General features: G+C 53.5%; 15 protein-coding genes. 10 read left to right on the top strand and 5 right to left on the bottom strand.

The annotated features are described in order from the left end of the window. Positions 1-20 precede the first annotated feature (20 nt). From LOZ86_RS10825 to LOZ86_RS10805, 5 genes are all read right to left on the bottom strand, one after another. The gene (locus LOZ86_RS10825) at positions 21-1,067 is read right to left on the bottom strand and encodes an oxidoreductase (RefSeq protein ID WP_039486904.1); all 1,047 of its coding nucleotides are present in this window, start codon (positions 1,065-1,067) and stop codon (positions 21-23) included. Between the two features lie 114 nt (positions 1,068-1,181). After that, entirely contained in the window at positions 1,182-2,114 is a 933-nt protein-coding gene (araC, locus tag LOZ86_RS10820) for an arabinose operon transcriptional regulator AraC (protein ID WP_039486905.1), read from the bottom strand. Between the two features lie 212 nt (positions 2,115-2,326). After that, positions 2,327-3,313 (bottom strand): L-arabinose ABC transporter permease AraH, encoded by a 987-nt coding sequence (araH, locus tag LOZ86_RS10815; protein ID WP_039486906.1) that lies wholly within the window; start codon positions 3,311-3,313, stop codon positions 2,327-2,329. An 18-nt stretch (positions 3,314-3,331) separates the two neighbouring features. After that, a complete protein-coding gene (gene araG, locus LOZ86_RS10810) occupies positions 3,332-4,855 on the bottom strand; it encodes an L-arabinose ABC transporter ATP-binding protein AraG (protein WP_039486907.1) in 1,524 nt (507 codons plus the stop codon). 96 nt (positions 4,856-4,951) lie between these two features. After that, positions 4,952-5,935 (bottom strand): arabinose ABC transporter substrate-binding protein, encoded by a 984-nt coding sequence (locus tag LOZ86_RS10805; RefSeq protein WP_039486909.1) that lies wholly within the window; start codon positions 5,933-5,935, stop codon positions 4,952-4,954. 372 nt (positions 5,936-6,307) lie between these two features. Here LOZ86_RS10805 and LOZ86_RS10800 point away from each other — a divergent pair, with 372 nt between their 5' ends. From LOZ86_RS10800 to nth, 10 genes are all read left to right on the top strand, one after another. Then, positions 6,308-7,993, top strand: a complete 1,686-nt coding sequence (locus tag LOZ86_RS10800; RefSeq protein ID WP_111778683.1) for a ribulokinase — start codon at positions 6,308-6,310, stop codon at positions 7,991-7,993. Between the two features lie 36 nt (positions 7,994-8,029). After that, complete coding sequence (gene araA, locus LOZ86_RS10795; protein WP_039513606.1) at positions 8,030-9,535, top strand: L-arabinose isomerase; 1,506 nt, start codon at positions 8,030-8,032, stop codon at positions 9,533-9,535. Positions 9,536-9,805: 270 nt separating this feature from the next. After that, positions 9,806-10,021 (top strand): transcription modulator YdgT, encoded by a 216-nt coding sequence (gene ydgT, locus LOZ86_RS10790; RefSeq protein WP_010275188.1) that lies wholly within the window; start codon positions 9,806-9,808, stop codon positions 10,019-10,021. 239 nt (positions 10,022-10,260) lie between these two features. Then, positions 10,261-10,842 carry an electron transport complex subunit RsxA gene (gene rsxA / locus LOZ86_RS10785; RefSeq protein WP_011093834.1) on the top strand — a complete coding sequence of 194 codons (582 nt, stop codon included), beginning with the start codon at positions 10,261-10,263 and terminating at the stop codon, positions 10,840-10,842. Beyond that, complete coding sequence (gene rsxB / locus LOZ86_RS10780; RefSeq protein ID WP_039513604.1) at positions 10,842-11,420, top strand: electron transport complex subunit RsxB; 579 nt, start codon at positions 10,842-10,844, stop codon at positions 11,418-11,420. The genes rsxA and rsxB overlap by 1 nt, the downstream gene beginning before the upstream one ends. Further along, positions 11,413-13,548 (top strand): electron transport complex subunit RsxC, encoded by a 2,136-nt coding sequence (gene rsxC, locus LOZ86_RS10775; protein ID WP_230241873.1) that lies wholly within the window; start codon positions 11,413-11,415, stop codon positions 13,546-13,548. The genes rsxB and rsxC overlap by 8 nt, the downstream gene beginning before the upstream one ends. Beyond that, positions 13,549-14,604: an electron transport complex subunit RsxD gene (gene rsxD / locus LOZ86_RS10770; protein ID WP_230241871.1), complete on the top strand. Its 1,056-nt coding sequence runs from the start codon at positions 13,549-13,551 to the stop codon at positions 14,602-14,604. It abuts the gene before it with no gap. A 10-nt stretch (positions 14,605-14,614) separates the two neighbouring features. Continuing rightward, positions 14,615-15,244, top strand: coding sequence for an electron transport complex subunit RsxG (rsxG, locus tag LOZ86_RS10765; protein ID WP_039486920.1), 630 nt, complete (start codon positions 14,615-14,617; stop codon positions 15,242-15,244). Continuing rightward, positions 15,241-15,948: an electron transport complex subunit E gene (locus LOZ86_RS10760; RefSeq protein ID WP_039486922.1), complete on the top strand. Its 708-nt coding sequence runs from the start codon at positions 15,241-15,243 to the stop codon at positions 15,946-15,948. The genes rsxG and LOZ86_RS10760 overlap by 4 nt, the downstream gene beginning before the upstream one ends. Further along, positions 15,945-16,580: an endonuclease III gene (gene nth / locus LOZ86_RS10755; RefSeq protein ID WP_039486923.1), complete on the top strand. Its 636-nt coding sequence runs from the start codon at positions 15,945-15,947 to the stop codon at positions 16,578-16,580. The genes LOZ86_RS10760 and nth overlap by 4 nt, the downstream gene beginning before the upstream one ends. Positions 16,581-17,176: the final 596 nt, after the last annotated feature.

The following is a 17,176-nucleotide window of genomic DNA, read 5'->3' as shown; positions in this document are numbered from 1 at the left end:
TGGAATAAAACGCGGTAAATCTAGCTATTTTTCACCGTGACGGCTTTTTTCTGCTCGTGGGAAAGCAGCCCTAGCTCGATCAGTTCCATCACCTGAATCGCCTGATGCACGCTGACGGGGTTTTCGCCTTTACCCGTCAGCGCATCGCGCACTGCCGCATAGTAAGCCGGATAGTTCCCCGGAATCGTGGCGATCGTTTGCTCCGCCGTTATGCCATCGCGAGACAACGTCAGCACGCCATCGTGCTTATCCTGTCCCCAGTCGGCCAGCGGTGGACGTTCGCCCGCTTTCAGGCGATCTTCTTGTGGGTCAAGACCGTATTTAACAAAGCTGCCGCGTGTGCCATGCACGATATAACGGGCAGACGCCGCCGCCACCAGCATGCTGGCATGCAGGACAACCCGGCGTTGCGGGTAAATCAGCGTTGCGTGGAAATAATCTATTGCCTTACTGCCAGGTCTCAACCGTGCCATATCGACCTGAATCGCCACCGGCAAGCCAAACAGCTCCAGCGCCTGATCCAGCAAGTGCGGTCCAAGATCGTACCAAATCCCGCTGCCTTCACTGCCGTCTTCCCGCCAGCGCTGGCGCACTTCGGGGCGGAAGCGATCGAAATGCGATTCCATATACACCACATTTCCTAACGTTCCTGCCGCCAGCAGCTGTTTCAGCGTCAGAAAATCGCTGTCCCAACGGCGGTTATGGAAAACAGAAAGCATTTTTCCAACGCGGTCGGCGATGGTACCCAAGTCATATGCTTGTGACAACGTCACGGTAAACGGTTTATCGACGACGACATGCTTGCCCGCTTCCAGCGCCTGTTTCGCCAGCGGGAAGTGCGTGTCATTGGGGGTAGGAATAACAATGAGGTCAATATCGGGATCGTTAAATAACGCCTGAGGGTCTTTCTCTACTCGCAGATTTGCCCAATCTGCATGCACTTTTTCAGCACTGCTGCTGGACACGGCCACCAGCTCCATACCCGTCGTACCTGCAATCAACGGCGCGTGGAATGTCTTACTGGCATAGCCATAGCCCAGCAGTCCAACACGAACGGTCTCACTCATGACGATTCCCCTTAGCTTATTTTAACTTTGTGATTTCTCACTCAGTATATACCCGTCATCCGCCAGATTGCAGAGTGGGATAATAGCCAGGGGAATCTGATTCGTTTTGGCTCGCTAACCGCTCACAGCGCTGGGCATCCGTTCTTCCCACGCCACGGGCAGCGTTTTGGCTGCCGGATAGTTGATTTCACTGCTGCGACGGCGGAAATCGCTGGGGCTAACGCCAACCCGCTTACGGAACACGCGTGAGAAATACAGTTGATCGTCATACCCCACCACGCGACCAATGTTGGCGATAGATTCCTGCGTCGTCTGCAATAACAGTTTGGCGCGAATCACGCGCTGATCTTCACGCCAGCGCAGAATGTTAATGCCTACCTGTTCACGGAACAGATGCGCCAGTCGAGAAGGCGACAGACAAACGTGCCGCGCGACTTCGTCAATACGCAGCTCTCCAGCCAGATTGCTGGTAATAAACTGGCAGGCCTCTATCACACGCGGATCCATAATCTTCTGCGGGCTTTGCGGATCTTCTTCCATCGCGCGGAGCAACAGTCGCTCCAGCAGATTCATACCCAACTCTTCTGAAAAGCGACGCCCGGAACGCTGGGTCTGCTCGATATTGGCAAACAGCCTGTCGAATTCCAGCAACAGTTGGTTATTCGGCAGGCTCATGCGACCAATACCGCTGCTTTTGGTATGCCATTCCAACCAGTCAGCCCAGTAGGCACGCGGGCGAAAATAGACCCAGCGGTGATACCAGCAGTCGCTGCTAGATGAACGACCATAAAAATGCTTCGATTTCGGCGGGAACAGCAGCAGGTCACCAGGATTACAGAAAAAGGTCTCATCGCCATCAAAGACCTGTCCCTGACCTTTCATAGTGAGGTTAATGATGTAGCCTTTCATGCCATCGGGCCGATCGATAAAGAAGTCGAGCGGCCCTTCTGCCAGAATCGGTGTCATACCTGCCACAAGATAAGCGTTGAACGAATATCCCGGCAGCAGCGGATTAGGCTGAGAGTCATGCGCCATACGGTGATACATCGAGCCTCCGGTACACACTAGTAATGAGAGAAAGCGGCAGGCTCACTTAGAGCCATCCCATTAGGACTATTTTATTTGCCATTTTGAACCTGGGCAGTGCTCGACATCCTCACGTACTACGTGTACGTTCCGGTTTCTGCGCGCTGTCCGAGTCCAAACTGACTGCACCAATAACGCCTACTGGGATAGGCTCTGACCTGCCGCACGGGCATTTATACCGTTTTCTTCGACAGCTGTTTGTAGCGGTCGAAGATAACCGCCGCCAGCAGAATCAGACCGCGTACCACATACTGGGAAAACGGCGAGATATTCAGCAGGTTCATTGCGTTTTCCACCGTACCTAAAATCAGCACACCGGCGATGACATAGGAAATTTTACCGATCCCGCCTTTCAACGACACACCGCCCAGCACGCACGCAGAAATCACGATCAGCTCATACCCGATGGAAGTCATCGGCTGGCCGCTAGTCATACGCGATGCCAGAATGATCCCCGCTGCCGCCGACACCAGACCAGACAAGGCGAAAATGATGATTTTGGTACGTACGACCGGCACCCCAGCCAGACGCGCGGCCTCTTCATTGCCCCCAATCGCCAGCGTATTACGGCCAAAGGTGGTTTTGTTCAGCAGCAGGCCAAACAGAATCATACAGCCGATGGTGATCCAGATTGGCGCAGGCAAGCCCAGCCAGTTGGCATAGCCCAGTTCGAAGAAACGCTCATCTTCAATCCCTACCGCTTTACCATCGGAAATGATGTACGCCAGACCGCGCGCAATCTGCATCGTTGCCAGCGTGGTGATCAGCGCATTGATCTTCAAACGAGCTATCACAAACCCGTTAAGCAAACCGAACGCCACGCCCAGCAGCAGCCCGGCACCGACGCCGATCCACAGGCTTTCACTAATATTGATCACCACCGCCGTCGCTACGCCAGCACAGGCAATGATAGACGCGACCGACAGGTCAAAATCACCGGAAGCCAGACAGAACAGCATTCCGCAGGCGACCATACCGGACATGGAGATCGCCAGCCCAAGCCCTTTCATATTGATAAACGAGGCGAAGTTGGGGACGAAAATCGCGCAGCCAAGAAACAGCACGGCAAACACCACCAGCATGCCGTAGTTATCCCAAATGCGAGATAATCCCGCGCCGTTTTTCTTTTTTTCTGAGGTTGCAGACGTAACCGTTGACATTATTTTGCTCCTTCGCGGTCAGGCAACCGCAGATTCGATATCGGGGGTTCGTAACATGGCCAGACTGAGCACCTTCTGCTCCGTGGCATCGGTATGCAGCAGTTCGCCGGAGACGGCACCTTCGCGCATGACGATAATCCGGTCGGCCAGCCCAAGCACTTCTGGTAAATCGCTGGAGGCAAACAGCACCGCGATCCCCTGATTCGCTAGTTCATAGATGACATGATAAATTTCGTGCTTCGCGCCGACGTCAATGCCGCGCGTGGGTTCATCGAGCAAAATGACCTTCATCTCTTCGGACAGCCAACGGCCAAGAATGGCTTTCTGCTGGTTTCCCCCGGAAAGATTCATAATCAGCTGTTCATCGGACGGCGTTTTGATGTTCAACGCGTCAATGCGCTTCGCGGCGTTATCCGCCTCCCACTGATTATTAATAATAAAACCGGCTTTCAGGCTCTTACGCCTTGCGCTGATATTGATGTTGTCACGCACCGAGTGCACCGGAATGATGCCGTCGGCTTTACGATCTTCTGGGCAGAGCATCACGCCCTGACGAATCGCATCAATGGGGGAATTCACCACCAGCGGTTTGCCATCCAGCAGCACCTGACCGTTGGTGATTTTGGTCGCGCCAAACAGCCCTTTCATCAGTTCGCTGCGGCCCGCCCCCACCAGACCAAATAGCCCGACAATTTCCCCCCGCTTCACGTTCAGGGAAACCGTGGATTTCACACCCGGTGCTTTCACGTCTTTCAGCGTCAGACGCTCTTCGCCGTGCGGACGCGGCGCATAGCCATAGATATCCCCCAGGTTACGCCCTACCATCGCCTGTACCAGCGACTCATGGTTCACCTGCTGCATATCGTCGAACGTGCGCACATAGCGGCCATCTTTAAACACGGTAATGGCATCGCTCAGCGCAAAAATTTCTTCCATCCGGTGCGAAACGTACAAAATGACCCGGCCTTCACTGCGCAATTCCTTAATCACGCGGAAAAGCTGCTCGATTTCACGGGCAGACAGCGAACTGGTCGGCTCATCAAAAGCAATAACCTTGGCGTTACGGGCCAGCGCCTTGGCGATTTCCACCATCTGCCATTGCCCGATAGAGAGGTATTTCAGCGGGGTATCAGGATCGATATCCAACCCCAGATGCTGCAACTGAAGTTTGGCTTCATAGCGCAGCAGCGAATAGTTCACCATGCCATATTTATGCGGCAGCTGACCTAAGTAGATGTTCTCGGCGACCGTCATTTCCGGCACCAGATGCAGTTCCTGATAAATGATGGCAACGCCCGCATTCAGGGCATCCATCGTGTTGTTGAACTGCACGGGCTTGCCCTGAATATGAATTTCGCCCGCTGACGGTGAATAGTTACCACTCAGGATCTTTAACAGCGTCGACTTGCCCGCCCCGTTTTCCCCCATCAATGCATGGATCTGGCCGGCATGGCAGGAAAAACTGATATCCGAAAGCGCCTTAACACCGGGAAATTCTTTGCCAATCCCATGAAACGACAAATAGGGTGACTGTGCTGTCATGTCTGCTTCCTCATAACAATGCAGGTAGAGCGCGGATAACCTCGACCAGCGTCATGCTGATCGGTGTTATCCGCGTCTTTACGAAATCAGGCGTGATTACATCAGGCCTTTTTTCTCCAGTTCGACCTTAAAGTTGTCACGAGTGATCAGCACTACGTCGGTCACTTCGGTGAATTTCTCCGGCTCAACGCCTTTGGTCACCCAGTCATTCAACATCTGGATACTCTTGTAACCGTGGATATCCGGGCTTGGCAGCAGTGAACCAAAGAAGCCCGTTGCCTGACCTTTAGACAGCTCACTCACCGCATCCACGCCGTTGATACCGATACCAATGACGTTTGCGGCTTTAAAGCCCTGACCTTCCGTTGCACGCACGCCGCCCAGTACGGTGTTGTCGTTCATGCCGATAATCAGCCAGTTTTTCACGCCCGGATGCTGAACCAGCATGGAGTTAGCGGCGTCAAATGCACCGGGGATATCGTTAGATTTGGTCGGCACTTTGTAGATCTGTTTTTCTGGGAACCCTGCGGTTTTCAGCGCGTCCATAGAGCCAGACGTGCGGCGACGTGCGGTATCCAGCTCATCAGCGGTAATCGCCATCACGGCGGTTTCCTCTACTTTCCAGCCGCGTTTAGTCATCTCTTTATACAGTTCCTGCCCCTGACGCTCGCCAATTTTGGTGGCCGCCATCATCACCAATGGCACGGTATCCATCGGTTGGCCTTTGGCATTCACGAACTGGTCATCAACCGCAATCACTTTCAGATTGTAGCTGCGTGCTTTCGCTATAATGGCTGGCCCCAACTTTGGATCCGGCGTACAGATAACGAAGCCTTTCGCGCCACTGGCCGCCAGACTGTCGATCGCGTTCAGGGTCTTTTCACCATCAGGAACTGCGATTTTTATCACATCAAAACCAAGGTCTTTCCCTGCTTTATCAGCGAACTTCCATTCCGTCTGGAACCAGGGTTCTTCCGGCTGTTTAACCAGAAAGCCCAGCTTTAAGTTCTCTGCCATAGCTGATTGTGACATAACAGCGGCCAACCCGATTGCTGCCAGCGCCTTAGTGAATTTATGCATGATGTTCTCCGGTGTAATTATCTTTTCATTCGTCAGCAACGCTGAAACGAGTTCGAGTTCCTGGTAGGGTATTTCCGGTCTGGATAAAGGAAAAACACAGGCTTAGCACGATTCCTTTACTCAGTAGCATTCAGACGCTTTATGTTTTAGTCGTTATTCCCGGCAAGAATGTAGAGCTTTATCACAGTCCGGAACAATGACAGGTTTGTGCATACATTTAGCGAATTTAACCAATCATTAACCTTTGACCAGCATCACAAAATGGCTGCTGGCGACAGAAAAATACATACTTCCAGCTAACCGCTCCTCACCGCCTCTCGTTATCCCTGCCATCGTAAACACCAACGTTCTGGGATTAATGAGGAGCAAAGCATGAGTGCGGGCGCTATTACGATTGGTCTCGACTTCGGCAGTGATTCGGTACGCGCCTTAGCCGTTGACTGCCAAAGCGGGCAAGAGTTGGAAACAGAGGTGGTCTACTACCCCCGCTGGCGCGAGGGGAAATATTGTCAGCCTGCCAACAACCAGTTCCGTCATCACCCATTGGACTATATTGAATCGCTGGAACAGGCGGTTAAGATCGTGGTTTCTCGCCTGACGCCTGAACAGCGGCAGAGCATCATCGGTATTGGCGTGGATTCAACCGGGTCAACCCCTGCACCGGTTGATGAGCAAGGCCAGATCCTCGCACTACGCCCCGAGTTTGCCGACAACCCCAATGCGATGTTCGTGCTGTGGAAAGACCACACGGCAATAGAAGAAGCAGAAGCCATCAACGCGCTGTGCCGTAGCGGCCAATTCCCGGATTACACCCGCTATATCGGCGGCGTTTATTCGTCCGAGTGGTTCTGGGCCAAAATTCTGCATGTTTCCCGCGACGATGCCGCGGTGCGTCAGGCGGCCGTTTCCTGGATAGAACTGTGTGACTGGGTACCCGCCCTGCTTTCTGGTACCCAAGCGCCAGCCGATATTCGTCGTGGACGGTGTAGCGCCGGACACAAATCACTCTGGCACCCAAGCTGGGGCGGACTACCGCCGAAAGATTTCTTGCATGCACTCGATTCCTGCCTGACCGAGACATTACAGTACCCGCTGTTTACCGACACCTGGACCGCTGAACAGCCGGTCGGCACCATCACCGCCGAGTGGGCACAGCGGCTCGGCATCCCCGAAACGGTTATTCTGGCGGGCGGCGCGTTTGACTGCCACGTCGGCACCGTCGGCGCGGGCGCACAACCTTATACGCTAGTCAAAGTCATTGGCACGTCCACCTGCGACATTCTGATCGCCGACGACGCACGCATTGCCGAGCGCACCATCGCCGGTATCTGTGGGCAGGTCGACGGCAGCGTTGTTCCCGGTTATATCGGTCTCGAAGCTGGGCAGTCCGCTTTCGGCGACATGTACGCCTGGTTTGGGCGACTGTTGGGCTGGTCGTTACAGGAAGCCGCGAAAGACAATCCTGAACTCAAAACGTCATTACAGGCGATGGAAGCCAAACTGCTGGAGCGACTGACGCACAGCTGGGCGGAAAACCCGACGCTGGATCACCTACCTGTCGTGCTGGACTGGTTTAATGGCCGCAGAACGCCGTTCGCCAATCAGCGACTGAAAGGCGTGATTACCGATCTCAATCTGGGCACCGATGCCCCCACGCTGTTCGGCGGTTTCATTGCTGCCACGGCCTTTGGCGCACGCGCGATTATGGAATGCTTTGAAGATCAGGGCGTACCCGTCGAGAACGTGCTGGCGCTGGGCGGCATCGCACGGAAATCTCCCGTCATCATGCAGGTCTGTACCGACGTGATGAATCGCCCCTTGCAGATTGTCGCCTCCGATCAGTGCTGTGCTCTGGGTGCCGCGATCTTTGCCGCCGTCGCCGCTGGCGTTCACGGCGATATCCCCACGGCACAGCAGCATATGGCCAGCGGCATAGAGCGCACCTTAATGCCAGACAGCCAGCGCGTCCCCCGTTATCAGCAGCTTTATGAGCGCTATCAGCAGTGGTGCCGCCTCGCGGAACCAGCCTATAGCCCAATGTCTACGGAAAAAAACTAATTTTATCCCTCAGGGGATCACGTTACAGGAGTCATCATGGATCATTTTAAGCAGCTTGAAGTCTGGTTCGTCATCGGTAGCCAACATCTCTACGGGCCGGAAACGTTACGTCAGGTAAAAGAGAACGCGGAAAAAGTCGTCGCCGGATTGAATCAACAGGCCAACCTGCCCGTTAAGCTGGTACTGAAACCGCTGGTGAAAACGCCGGACGAAATTCTGGCGCTGTGTCGCGATGCCAACTATCAGGATAACTGTATCGGCCTGCTGACCTGGCTGCATACCTTCTCTCCGGCCAAAATGTGGATTGGCGGCCTGAGCGTACTCAGTAAACCCCTGCTGCAATTCCATACCCAGTTCAATGCCGAAGTACCGTGGGACACCATGGACATGGATTTCATGAACCTGAACCAAACCGCACACGGTGGACGTGAATTTGGCTTCATCGGTGCCCGGATGCGGCAGGCGCATCAGGTTGTCGTCGGCCACTGGCAGGATAAGAACGCCCATGATCGTATCGGCAAATGGATGCGGGTTGCCGCCGCCATTCAGGAAAGCAAACAGCTGAAGGTTGCGCGCTTTGGCGACAACATGCGTGAAGTCGCCGTCACCGAAGGCGATAAAGTCGGCGCGCAGATCCAGTTTGGTTACTCCGTCAGCGCCTGGGGATTAGGAGATTTAACCGACGTGGTCGATGCCGTAACTAAAGGCGATATCGATGCGCTGGTCGAAGAATACGAAGCCAGCTACCAGTTAACGGACGCGGTGAAACTCAACGGCGCTAATCGTCAGAACCTGCTGGATGCGGCACAGATCGAACTCGGAATGAAACGTTTTCTGGAGCAAGGCGGCTATCACGCGTTCACCACCGATTTTGAAAACTTGTACGGCTTGAAACAGCTGCCGGGTCTGGCGGTACAGCGCCTAATGCAGCAAGGCTATGGTTTCGGTGGTGAAGGCGACTGGAAAACCGCCGCGCTGCTGCGCATTATGAAAGTGATGGCCGGCGGGTTGCCGGGTGGTACGTCCTTCATGGAGGACTACACCTATAACTTCCAGAATGGTAACGATCTAGTCGTCGGCTCCCACATGCTGGAAGTCTGCCCAACGATTGCGAAAGAGCAGAAACCGATTCTGGATGCGCAATACCTTGGTATTGGCGGCAAAGCCGACCCTGCTCGTTTGATTTTCTCAACGCCGGCTGGGCCGTCTCTCAACGCCAGCGTAATCGACATGGGCGACCGTTTCAGGATGCTGGTTAATCTGGTCGATACCATCGAACAGCCGCGCCCGCTGCCGAAACTGCCGGTTGCCCGCGCCATCTGGAAAGCGCAGCCATCGCTGGAAGTGGCGGCCGAAGCTTGGATTCTGGCCGGCGGTGCGCACCACACCGTCTTTAGTCAGGCGTTGGATCTCGAACACATACGGCTCTACGCCGAGATGCAGAACATTGAACTGCTGGTGATCGACAACGAAACCCAACTCCACGAATTCAAAGATGCGCTGCGCTGGAACGAGGTGTATTACAAACTTTGTAATCGATAAACAACACTATTGCCAGGGGCAAATTATGCGTTAATAATCTGCCCCTTCTTATCGTCCTTTCGCTCTCAACTTCTCCTATCGTCTGATTCTCACCTCCTGATACTAGATTTGGCATTAAAATCAGCGATATTTTCCTGTCAACTCATCATTCTTCATCTACGTTTATTTGTTATTAACAAATAAACGTACTTTTTTCATCCCCCTCTAGACAGGCTTTCTTGCTTGCATATACTTAGTCATCTCAATTACATAACTATTAGACCAATCACCATGACCGTTCATGATTATTTGCTCAAATTCAGAAAAGTCAGCTCAACAGAAAGTCTGGAAAAACTCTTTGATCATCTCAACTATTCTCTGACCGATAGTCAGGAAATCATCAACATGTACCGTGCTGCGGACCATCGGCGGGCTGAGTTAGCATCTGGCGGGCGTTTGTTCGATCTCGGTTGCGTACCAAAATCCGTATGGCACCACGTTCTTTAGTCGTGGTTAGCAATCAATATAGTTATTAGCGGGAAAAAGAATAATTATGCAATAATTTCCTTTCGAGCTATTACTCAGAACGCACCGTGCATTTGCTGTATGATAGCTCGGATCCTCCCTTATTAAGCGAATCTGACCTTCTCCCTTTGGAGAAGAATGGTGATAACCCTACTTTGGGTATGTTGTCGAAAACCCAACAATGCCTGATAATAGTCAGGTTTTGTTTTTTAGGCACCGTAATGACCGAATACGCATTGCTCTTTGTTAGCATCCTTCTGGTAAATAATTTCGTCTTAGTGAAGTTTCTTGGTCTGTGCCCCTTTATGGGCGTGTCCAAAAAGCTGGAGACGGCAATTGGCATGGGAATGGCGACCACGTTTGTTATGACGTTGGGCTCCATGTTCTCTTGGCTTATCAACGAATTTATCCTTGTTCCGCTCGATATCCTCTATTTGCGCACCATGGCGTTTATTCTGGTGCTCGCCGTGGTGGTACAGTTCTCCGAGATGTTCGTGCGCAAAGTCAGCCCTGAGCTCTATCGCCTGCTGGGGATCTTCCTGCCGCTTATTACCACCAACTGTGCGGTACTTGGCGTTGTTCTGCTCAACATCAACCTGTCACACGGTTTCCTGCAATCGACGATTTATGGTTTTGGCGGGGCGGCCGGCTTCTCGCTGGTGATGGTGCTTTTTGCCGCCATTCGTGAACGTCTTGCCGTGTCGGATATTCCTGCGCCGTTCCGCGGTTCGTCTATCGCGCTGATCACCGCAGGCCTCATGTCTCTGGCGTTTATGGGCTTTACCGGACTGGTGAAATTCTGATGATCCCTATCTGGATTGCCATTGCGGCATTAAGCGCTCTCGCGCTGGTATTCGGTTTGGTGCTCGGCTACGCCTCCCGTCGGTTTGAGGTCGAAAACGATCCGATCGTGGAAGAAGTGGAAGCCATGCTGCCACAAAGCCAGTGCGGCCAGTGCGGCTACCCCGGCTGTCGGCCTTACGCCGAAGCGGTCGCGCTGAATGGGGAAAATATTAATAAATGCGGCCCTGGCGGCGAAGTGATGATGCTGAAGCTGTCTGAAAAGCTCAATGTCGATCCGCAACCGCTGGAAGGCGATGCCGACGTTCAAACTCCCACACGCCAGGTTGCCTGGATCGATGAGAGCAACTGCATCGGCTGCACAAAGTGCATTCAGGCGTGTCCGGTTGATGCCATCATCGGCAGTACCAAAGCTGTACACACCGTCGTCAGCGATTTGTGCACCGGCTGCGATCTCTGCGTCTCCCCTTGCCCGACGGACTGTATCGAATTACGTCCTATCGCGCCGACTCCCGCTAACTGGAAATGGGATCTCGATACGATTCCAGTACGCGTTATTCAAGTAGAACGACATGCTTAAGCTGTTTTCCGCCTTTAAAAAAGACAGGATCTGGGATTTCGACGGCGGCATTCATCCGCCGGAAATGAAGACGCAGTCCAGCCAGATACCACTGCGCCAGATCCCGCTGCCAGAACAGTTCATTATTCCGCTCAAGCAGCATCTAGGGCCGGAAGGCGAGATCTGTGTCAGCGTCGGCGATAAAGTCCTGCGCGGTCAGCCGTTAACGCGGGGAAAAGGCCGCACCTTGCCCGTTCACGCACCGACATCGGGAACGGTGAACGCCATTCGTCAGCATATGACGGCGCATCCATCTGGCCTGTCCGAACTCAGTATTATCATCGTGCCGGATGGCGAGGATCGCTGGTGCGAACGCCAGACCTTGACGGATTACCGTGCACAAAGCGTCGATACCCTGCTTGCCCATCTGCATCAGGCTGGTATCGCGGGATTGGGCGGCGCCGGTTTCCCTACCGCAGCCAAGTTACAAGGCGGGATGCGCGGGATTGAAACCCTAATTATCAACGGCGCAGAGTGTGAACCCTATATCACCGCCGACGATCGACTCATGCAGGAGTGCGCCGAGGAGATTATTCAGGGCGTCGAGATTTTGTCATTCCTGTTGCAGCCCAAACGCATTCTGATTGGTATCGAAGATAATAAACCGGAAGCCATCAGCGCCCTGCGGCTGGCCTTGGGTAAACGCAGCGACATACAGCTGCGCGTCATCCCAACCAAGTATCCGTCAGGCGGTGCCAAGCAGCTCACCAAGATTCTGACTGGCAAGGAAGTCCCGTTCGGTAAACACTCCGCCGCCATTGGCGTACTGATGCAGAACGTCGGTACGGCCTTTGCTATCAAACGTGCCGTGATCGACGGCGAACCACTCACCGAACGCGTGGTGACGCTGACTGGTGAAGCTTTGCGCCAACCTGGCAACGTCTGGGCACGACTAGGGACACCGGTACGCCACCTGCTCAAACAGGGCGGTTTCCACGTCAATAAGCAGCCGAGGGTCGTGATGGGCGGGCCGCTGATGGGCTTTACCCTGCCGTCGCTGGATGTCCCTATCGTCAAAATCAGCAACTGCCTGCTCGCGCCGTCACATGCAGAAATGGAGCCAGTTGCTGAAGAACAATCCTGTATTCGCTGTAGCAAATGTGCCGATGCCTGTCCGGCGGGACTCTTGCCGCAGCAGCTTTACTGGTTCAGCCGCGGGCAGGAACACGAAAAAGCCCGCAATCACCATCTGTTTGACTGCATCGAATGCGGTGCCTGCGCTTATGTCTGTCCTAGCAATATTCCGCTGGTGCAGTATTACCGTCAGGAAAAGGCTGAAATTCGGGCCATCGATGAAGAGGCACAGCGTGCCGCGCAGGCCAAAGTGCGCTTTGACGCTAAACAAGCCCGTCTGGAACGAGAAAAAGCCGCTCGCGAGTTGCGCCATAAACAGGCGGCGGCTGGCGTATCCACCACGGATAAAGATGCTGTTCAGGCCGCACTGGAGCGCGTACGCCGTAAGCAAACCGCCGCAACAGAGGTCGGTTCGCCAATCGAGGTAATCCCCGATGCACAACCGGATAACAGCGCGGCCATCGCCGCGCGCGCTGCCCGCAAAGCCTTAGCGCGTGAAGAACGGGCGCAGCAGGAAACGCCTGCGGCCAATGTTCCTTCTGCCGATCTTGATGACCCACGCAAAGCGGCGGTGGCAGCAGAGCCGATTGCCGTCGTTGAAGTACAAGAACCGGAAGATCCACGTAAGGCTGCCGTTGCCGCCGCTATCGCGCGCGTTAAAGCTCGCAAAGCCGCGCAGCAAGCTGCAACAAACACTGAAGAGCCGGTTTCGTCGGCTGCTCCTGACGTAGTAGCAGAACCGATTGCCGTTGTTGAAGCACAAGAGCCGGAAGATCCGCGTAAGGCTGCCGTTGCCGCCGCTATCGCTCGCGTTAAAGCCCGTAAAGCCGCGCAGCAAGCTGCAACAAACACTGAAGAGCCTGTTTCGGCGGCTGCTCCTGACGTAGTAGCAGAACCGACTGCCGTTGTTGAAGTACAAGAGCCGGAAGATCCGCGTAAGGCTGCCGTTGCCGCCGCTATCGCTCGCGTTAAAGCCCGTAAAGCCGCGCAGGCATCGTCATATCAAGAGGAATAAATGGCTTTTAGAATTGCGAGTTCACCGTTCACGCATAACCAGCAGCGCACACAGCGCATCATGCTGCTGGTCATTCTGGCCTGTCTACCGGGTATGCTGGCGCAGTATTACTTCTTTGGCTACGGTAACCTGATTCAGGTCGGGCTGGCGTCGGCCACCGCGCTTATTGCAGAAGGTGTGACACTGTCACTGAGGAAATTTGCCGTACGCACCACGTTGGCAGACAACTCCGCACTATTGACCGCGGTGCTGCTCGGCATCAGTCTGCCGCCACTTGCGCCCTGGTGGATGGTGGTCATGGCAACTGTCTTCGCGATCATTATCGCTAAACAACTGTATGGCGGCTTAGGGCAAAACCCTTTTAACCCCGCGATGATTGGCTATGTGGTGCTGCTAATCTCTTTCCCAGTTCAAATGACAAGCTGGCTGCCGCCCGCGCCGCTGCAAACCATTCCCGTCGGCTTCCATGATGCGTTAATTATCATTTTTACCGGACACACGCCTGACGGGTACACCATGCAGCAGCTGATGCACAACGTTGATGGCGTCAGCCAAGCCACCCCGCTGGATTCGTTTAAAACCAGCCTGCGCTCTGGCCAAACGCCGCAGGACATTCTGCAACAGCCGATGTTTGCTCAATCGCTGTCCGGTATTGGCTGGCAGTGGGTGAATATCGGTTTTCTTATCGGCGGACTGTTTTTGCTGATGCGCGGCACCATTCGCTGGCATATTCCGGTCAGTTTCCTGCTGTCGCTGATGTTCTGCGCTTCGCTAAGCTGGATCATTTCGCCTGAGGAATTCGCGCCACCGATGCTACATCTGCTGTCGGGTGCCACCATGCTCGGCGCATTTTTCATCGCCACCGATCCCGTTACCGCATCAACCACCAACCGAGGGCGTCTGATTTTCGGGGCACTGATTGGGTTACTAGTCTGGCTTATTCGTACCTACGGTGGCTATCCGGACGGCATCGCGTTTGCCGTTCTGCTGGCAAATATCACTGTGCCGCTGATCGACTATTACACCAAGCCACGCGCTTATGGCCACCATCGCTGAGGAGATGCCCATGATGACGACAATGCGCCGCCACGCGACAACACTGGCCCTGTTTGCTGCTGGCACGACTGCATTAACCGCCGTGGTGAATATGCTGACGGAACCGACGATCTCGCATCAGGCGATGTTGCAGCAAAAGATGCTGTTGGATCAGGTGGTTCCCGCCGAGTTATACAACAGTGACATGCAAAAAGAGTGTTACATTGTCACTAACCCTGCACTCGGATCGTCAGCGCCACACCGCGTGTTCATCGCCCGCCAGAATGGTGAGCCGATTGCCGCCGCACTGGAAAGTACTGCGCCGGATGGCTATTCGGGTGCTATTCGGCTGCTGGTCGGGGCCGATTTTCACGGTAAAGTACTCGGTGTTCGCGTTACCGAGCATCATGAAACACCTGGACTGGGTGATAAAATCGAAGTGCGAATCTCGAAGTGGATCACCCGATTCAGTGCACAAACGGTACAGGACGAGCTGGATGTCCGCTGGGCTGTGAAGAAAGAAGGCGGAATGTTTGATCAATTTACCGGCGCCACCATTACGCCGCGCGCCGTCATTAACAGCGTAAAACGCAGCGCCCTTTACCTGCAAAAGCTGCCGCCACAAATCAACACACTGTCCGCCTGTGGAGAGAATCAATGAGTCAGACCAAAGCACTTTTCATTGACGGATTATGGAAGAACAACTCGGCACTGGTTCAATTGCTGGGCCTTTGCCCCCTGCTGGCCGTGTCATCAACCGCGACTAACGCGCTGGGATTAGGGCTGGCAACTACGCTGGTTCTCACCTGTACCAACATGGCCGTCTCTGCGCTGCGTCGCTGGGTACCGGCGGAAATCCGTATTCCCATTTACGTCATGATCATCGCTTCGGTGGTCAGTACCGTGCAGATGCTGATCAACGCCTATGCCTATGGCTTATATCAATCGCTGGGGATTTTTATCCCGCTGATCGTGACGAACTGTATCGTTATCGGTCGGGCAGAAGCCTTCGCTTCCAAGAATGCCGTCTTCCCCTCCGCTATTGACGGTCTGGCAATGGGGTTAGGCGCAACCAGCGCACTGGTGGTGCTCGGCTCTTTACGTGAAATTCTGGGTAACGGCACATTATTCGACGGCGCAGATTTGCTGCTGGGCAGTTGGGCTAAAGCTCTGCGCATTGAGGTTGTCCACCTCGATTCCCCATTCCTGCTGGCGATGCTGCCACCGGGCGCGTTTATCGGTCTGGGACTGTTGCTGGCCGTGAAATATTTGATCGATGAGAAAATGAAACAACGCCGAGCCCGTGCCGCTGCCGCCGAAGGGAAAGCGGTGCCAACAACGGGTGCTGTAGGGGAATCGCTGTGAACAAGGTCAAACGGGTTGAGATCTTAACGCGTTTACGCGACAACAATCCCCATCCGACGACTGAGTTACATTTCAGCACGACGTTTGAACTGCTGATCGCCGTATTACTTTCCGCACAGGCAACCGATGTCAGCGTGAACAAGGCAACCGCAAAGCTCTACCCTGTTGCCAACACGCCGGAAGCGATGCTTGAGCTCGGCGTAGACGGTGTGAAAGACTACATCAAGACAATCGGCCTGTTTAACAGCAAAGCAGAAAATGTCATCAAGACCTGCCGTTTATTGCTGGAAAAGCATCAGGGACAGGTTCCCGAAGATCGCGCCGCGCTGGAAGCCTTACCCGGCGTAGGACGAAAAACGGCAAACGTCGTCCTGAATACTGCGTTTGGCTGGCCGACAATTGCTGTTGATACGCACATCTTTCGCGTCAGTAACCGGACAGGATTCGCACCGGGTAAAAATGTCGAACAGGTAGAGGAAAAACTGCTGAAAGTGGTTCCGGCAGAATTTAAAGTCGACTGCCATCATTGGTTAATCCTGCATGGTCGTTACACCTGTATCGCACGCAAACCGCGCTGTGGTTCCTGCCTGATTGAAGATTTATGTGAATTTGGCGAAAAGGTAGACGCCTGATCTATCATGGTCTGGTGGAATCCTTCTCACCAGATCGCCTTCTCCGTTATTCCTCACCCCACCTCGTCTTTTGCTCCCCCACGATCGGCGTGATCTGTGTGTTCTCTGCATCTTACTGCTCAGACAACGATGATCTCAGGCGGTTTACTCGATGTGCTGTAGCGTATTCCTCTATCAAAAAGCCTGTATAAAAGTACAGATAACCACTATTTAAGGCTAATAAGTTATTTTTAATAGAAAATTTAGTGATTTAAAGTCACACAGCGTGACTATATCGATATTTATCTTATTGCACGCTATTGATGTGTTTTTATACTCACTGCATATTTAGTGATATGCAAAATATTAAACCGCATATTCATTCATAGTTAATGATATTGTCTTGATTTTAAGTAAAAGGAAGATTATATCCCTTTTGTGAAAAACAAATAGGTAAAACCAATATAATCATTTGAAGCAAAAGAAAGTTATGAAATTAAACTCTGCATAACATTTAATTTCTGGTTTTATCCAACACCCAAAACCACTTGTAACAAAACATGTCAAATGACTTGCCTGTCCGTAAAATCGCGTCAATATAGCGCCGTTTTTCCTCC

This window comes from Pectobacterium parvum, assembly GCF_020971565.1.
GTDB classification, from domain to species: Bacteria; Pseudomonadota; Gammaproteobacteria; order Enterobacterales; family Enterobacteriaceae; genus Pectobacterium; species Pectobacterium polare.
The sequence above is the reverse complement of the archived record's forward strand: the minus strand, read 5'-3'. Positions and strand labels throughout refer to the sequence as shown.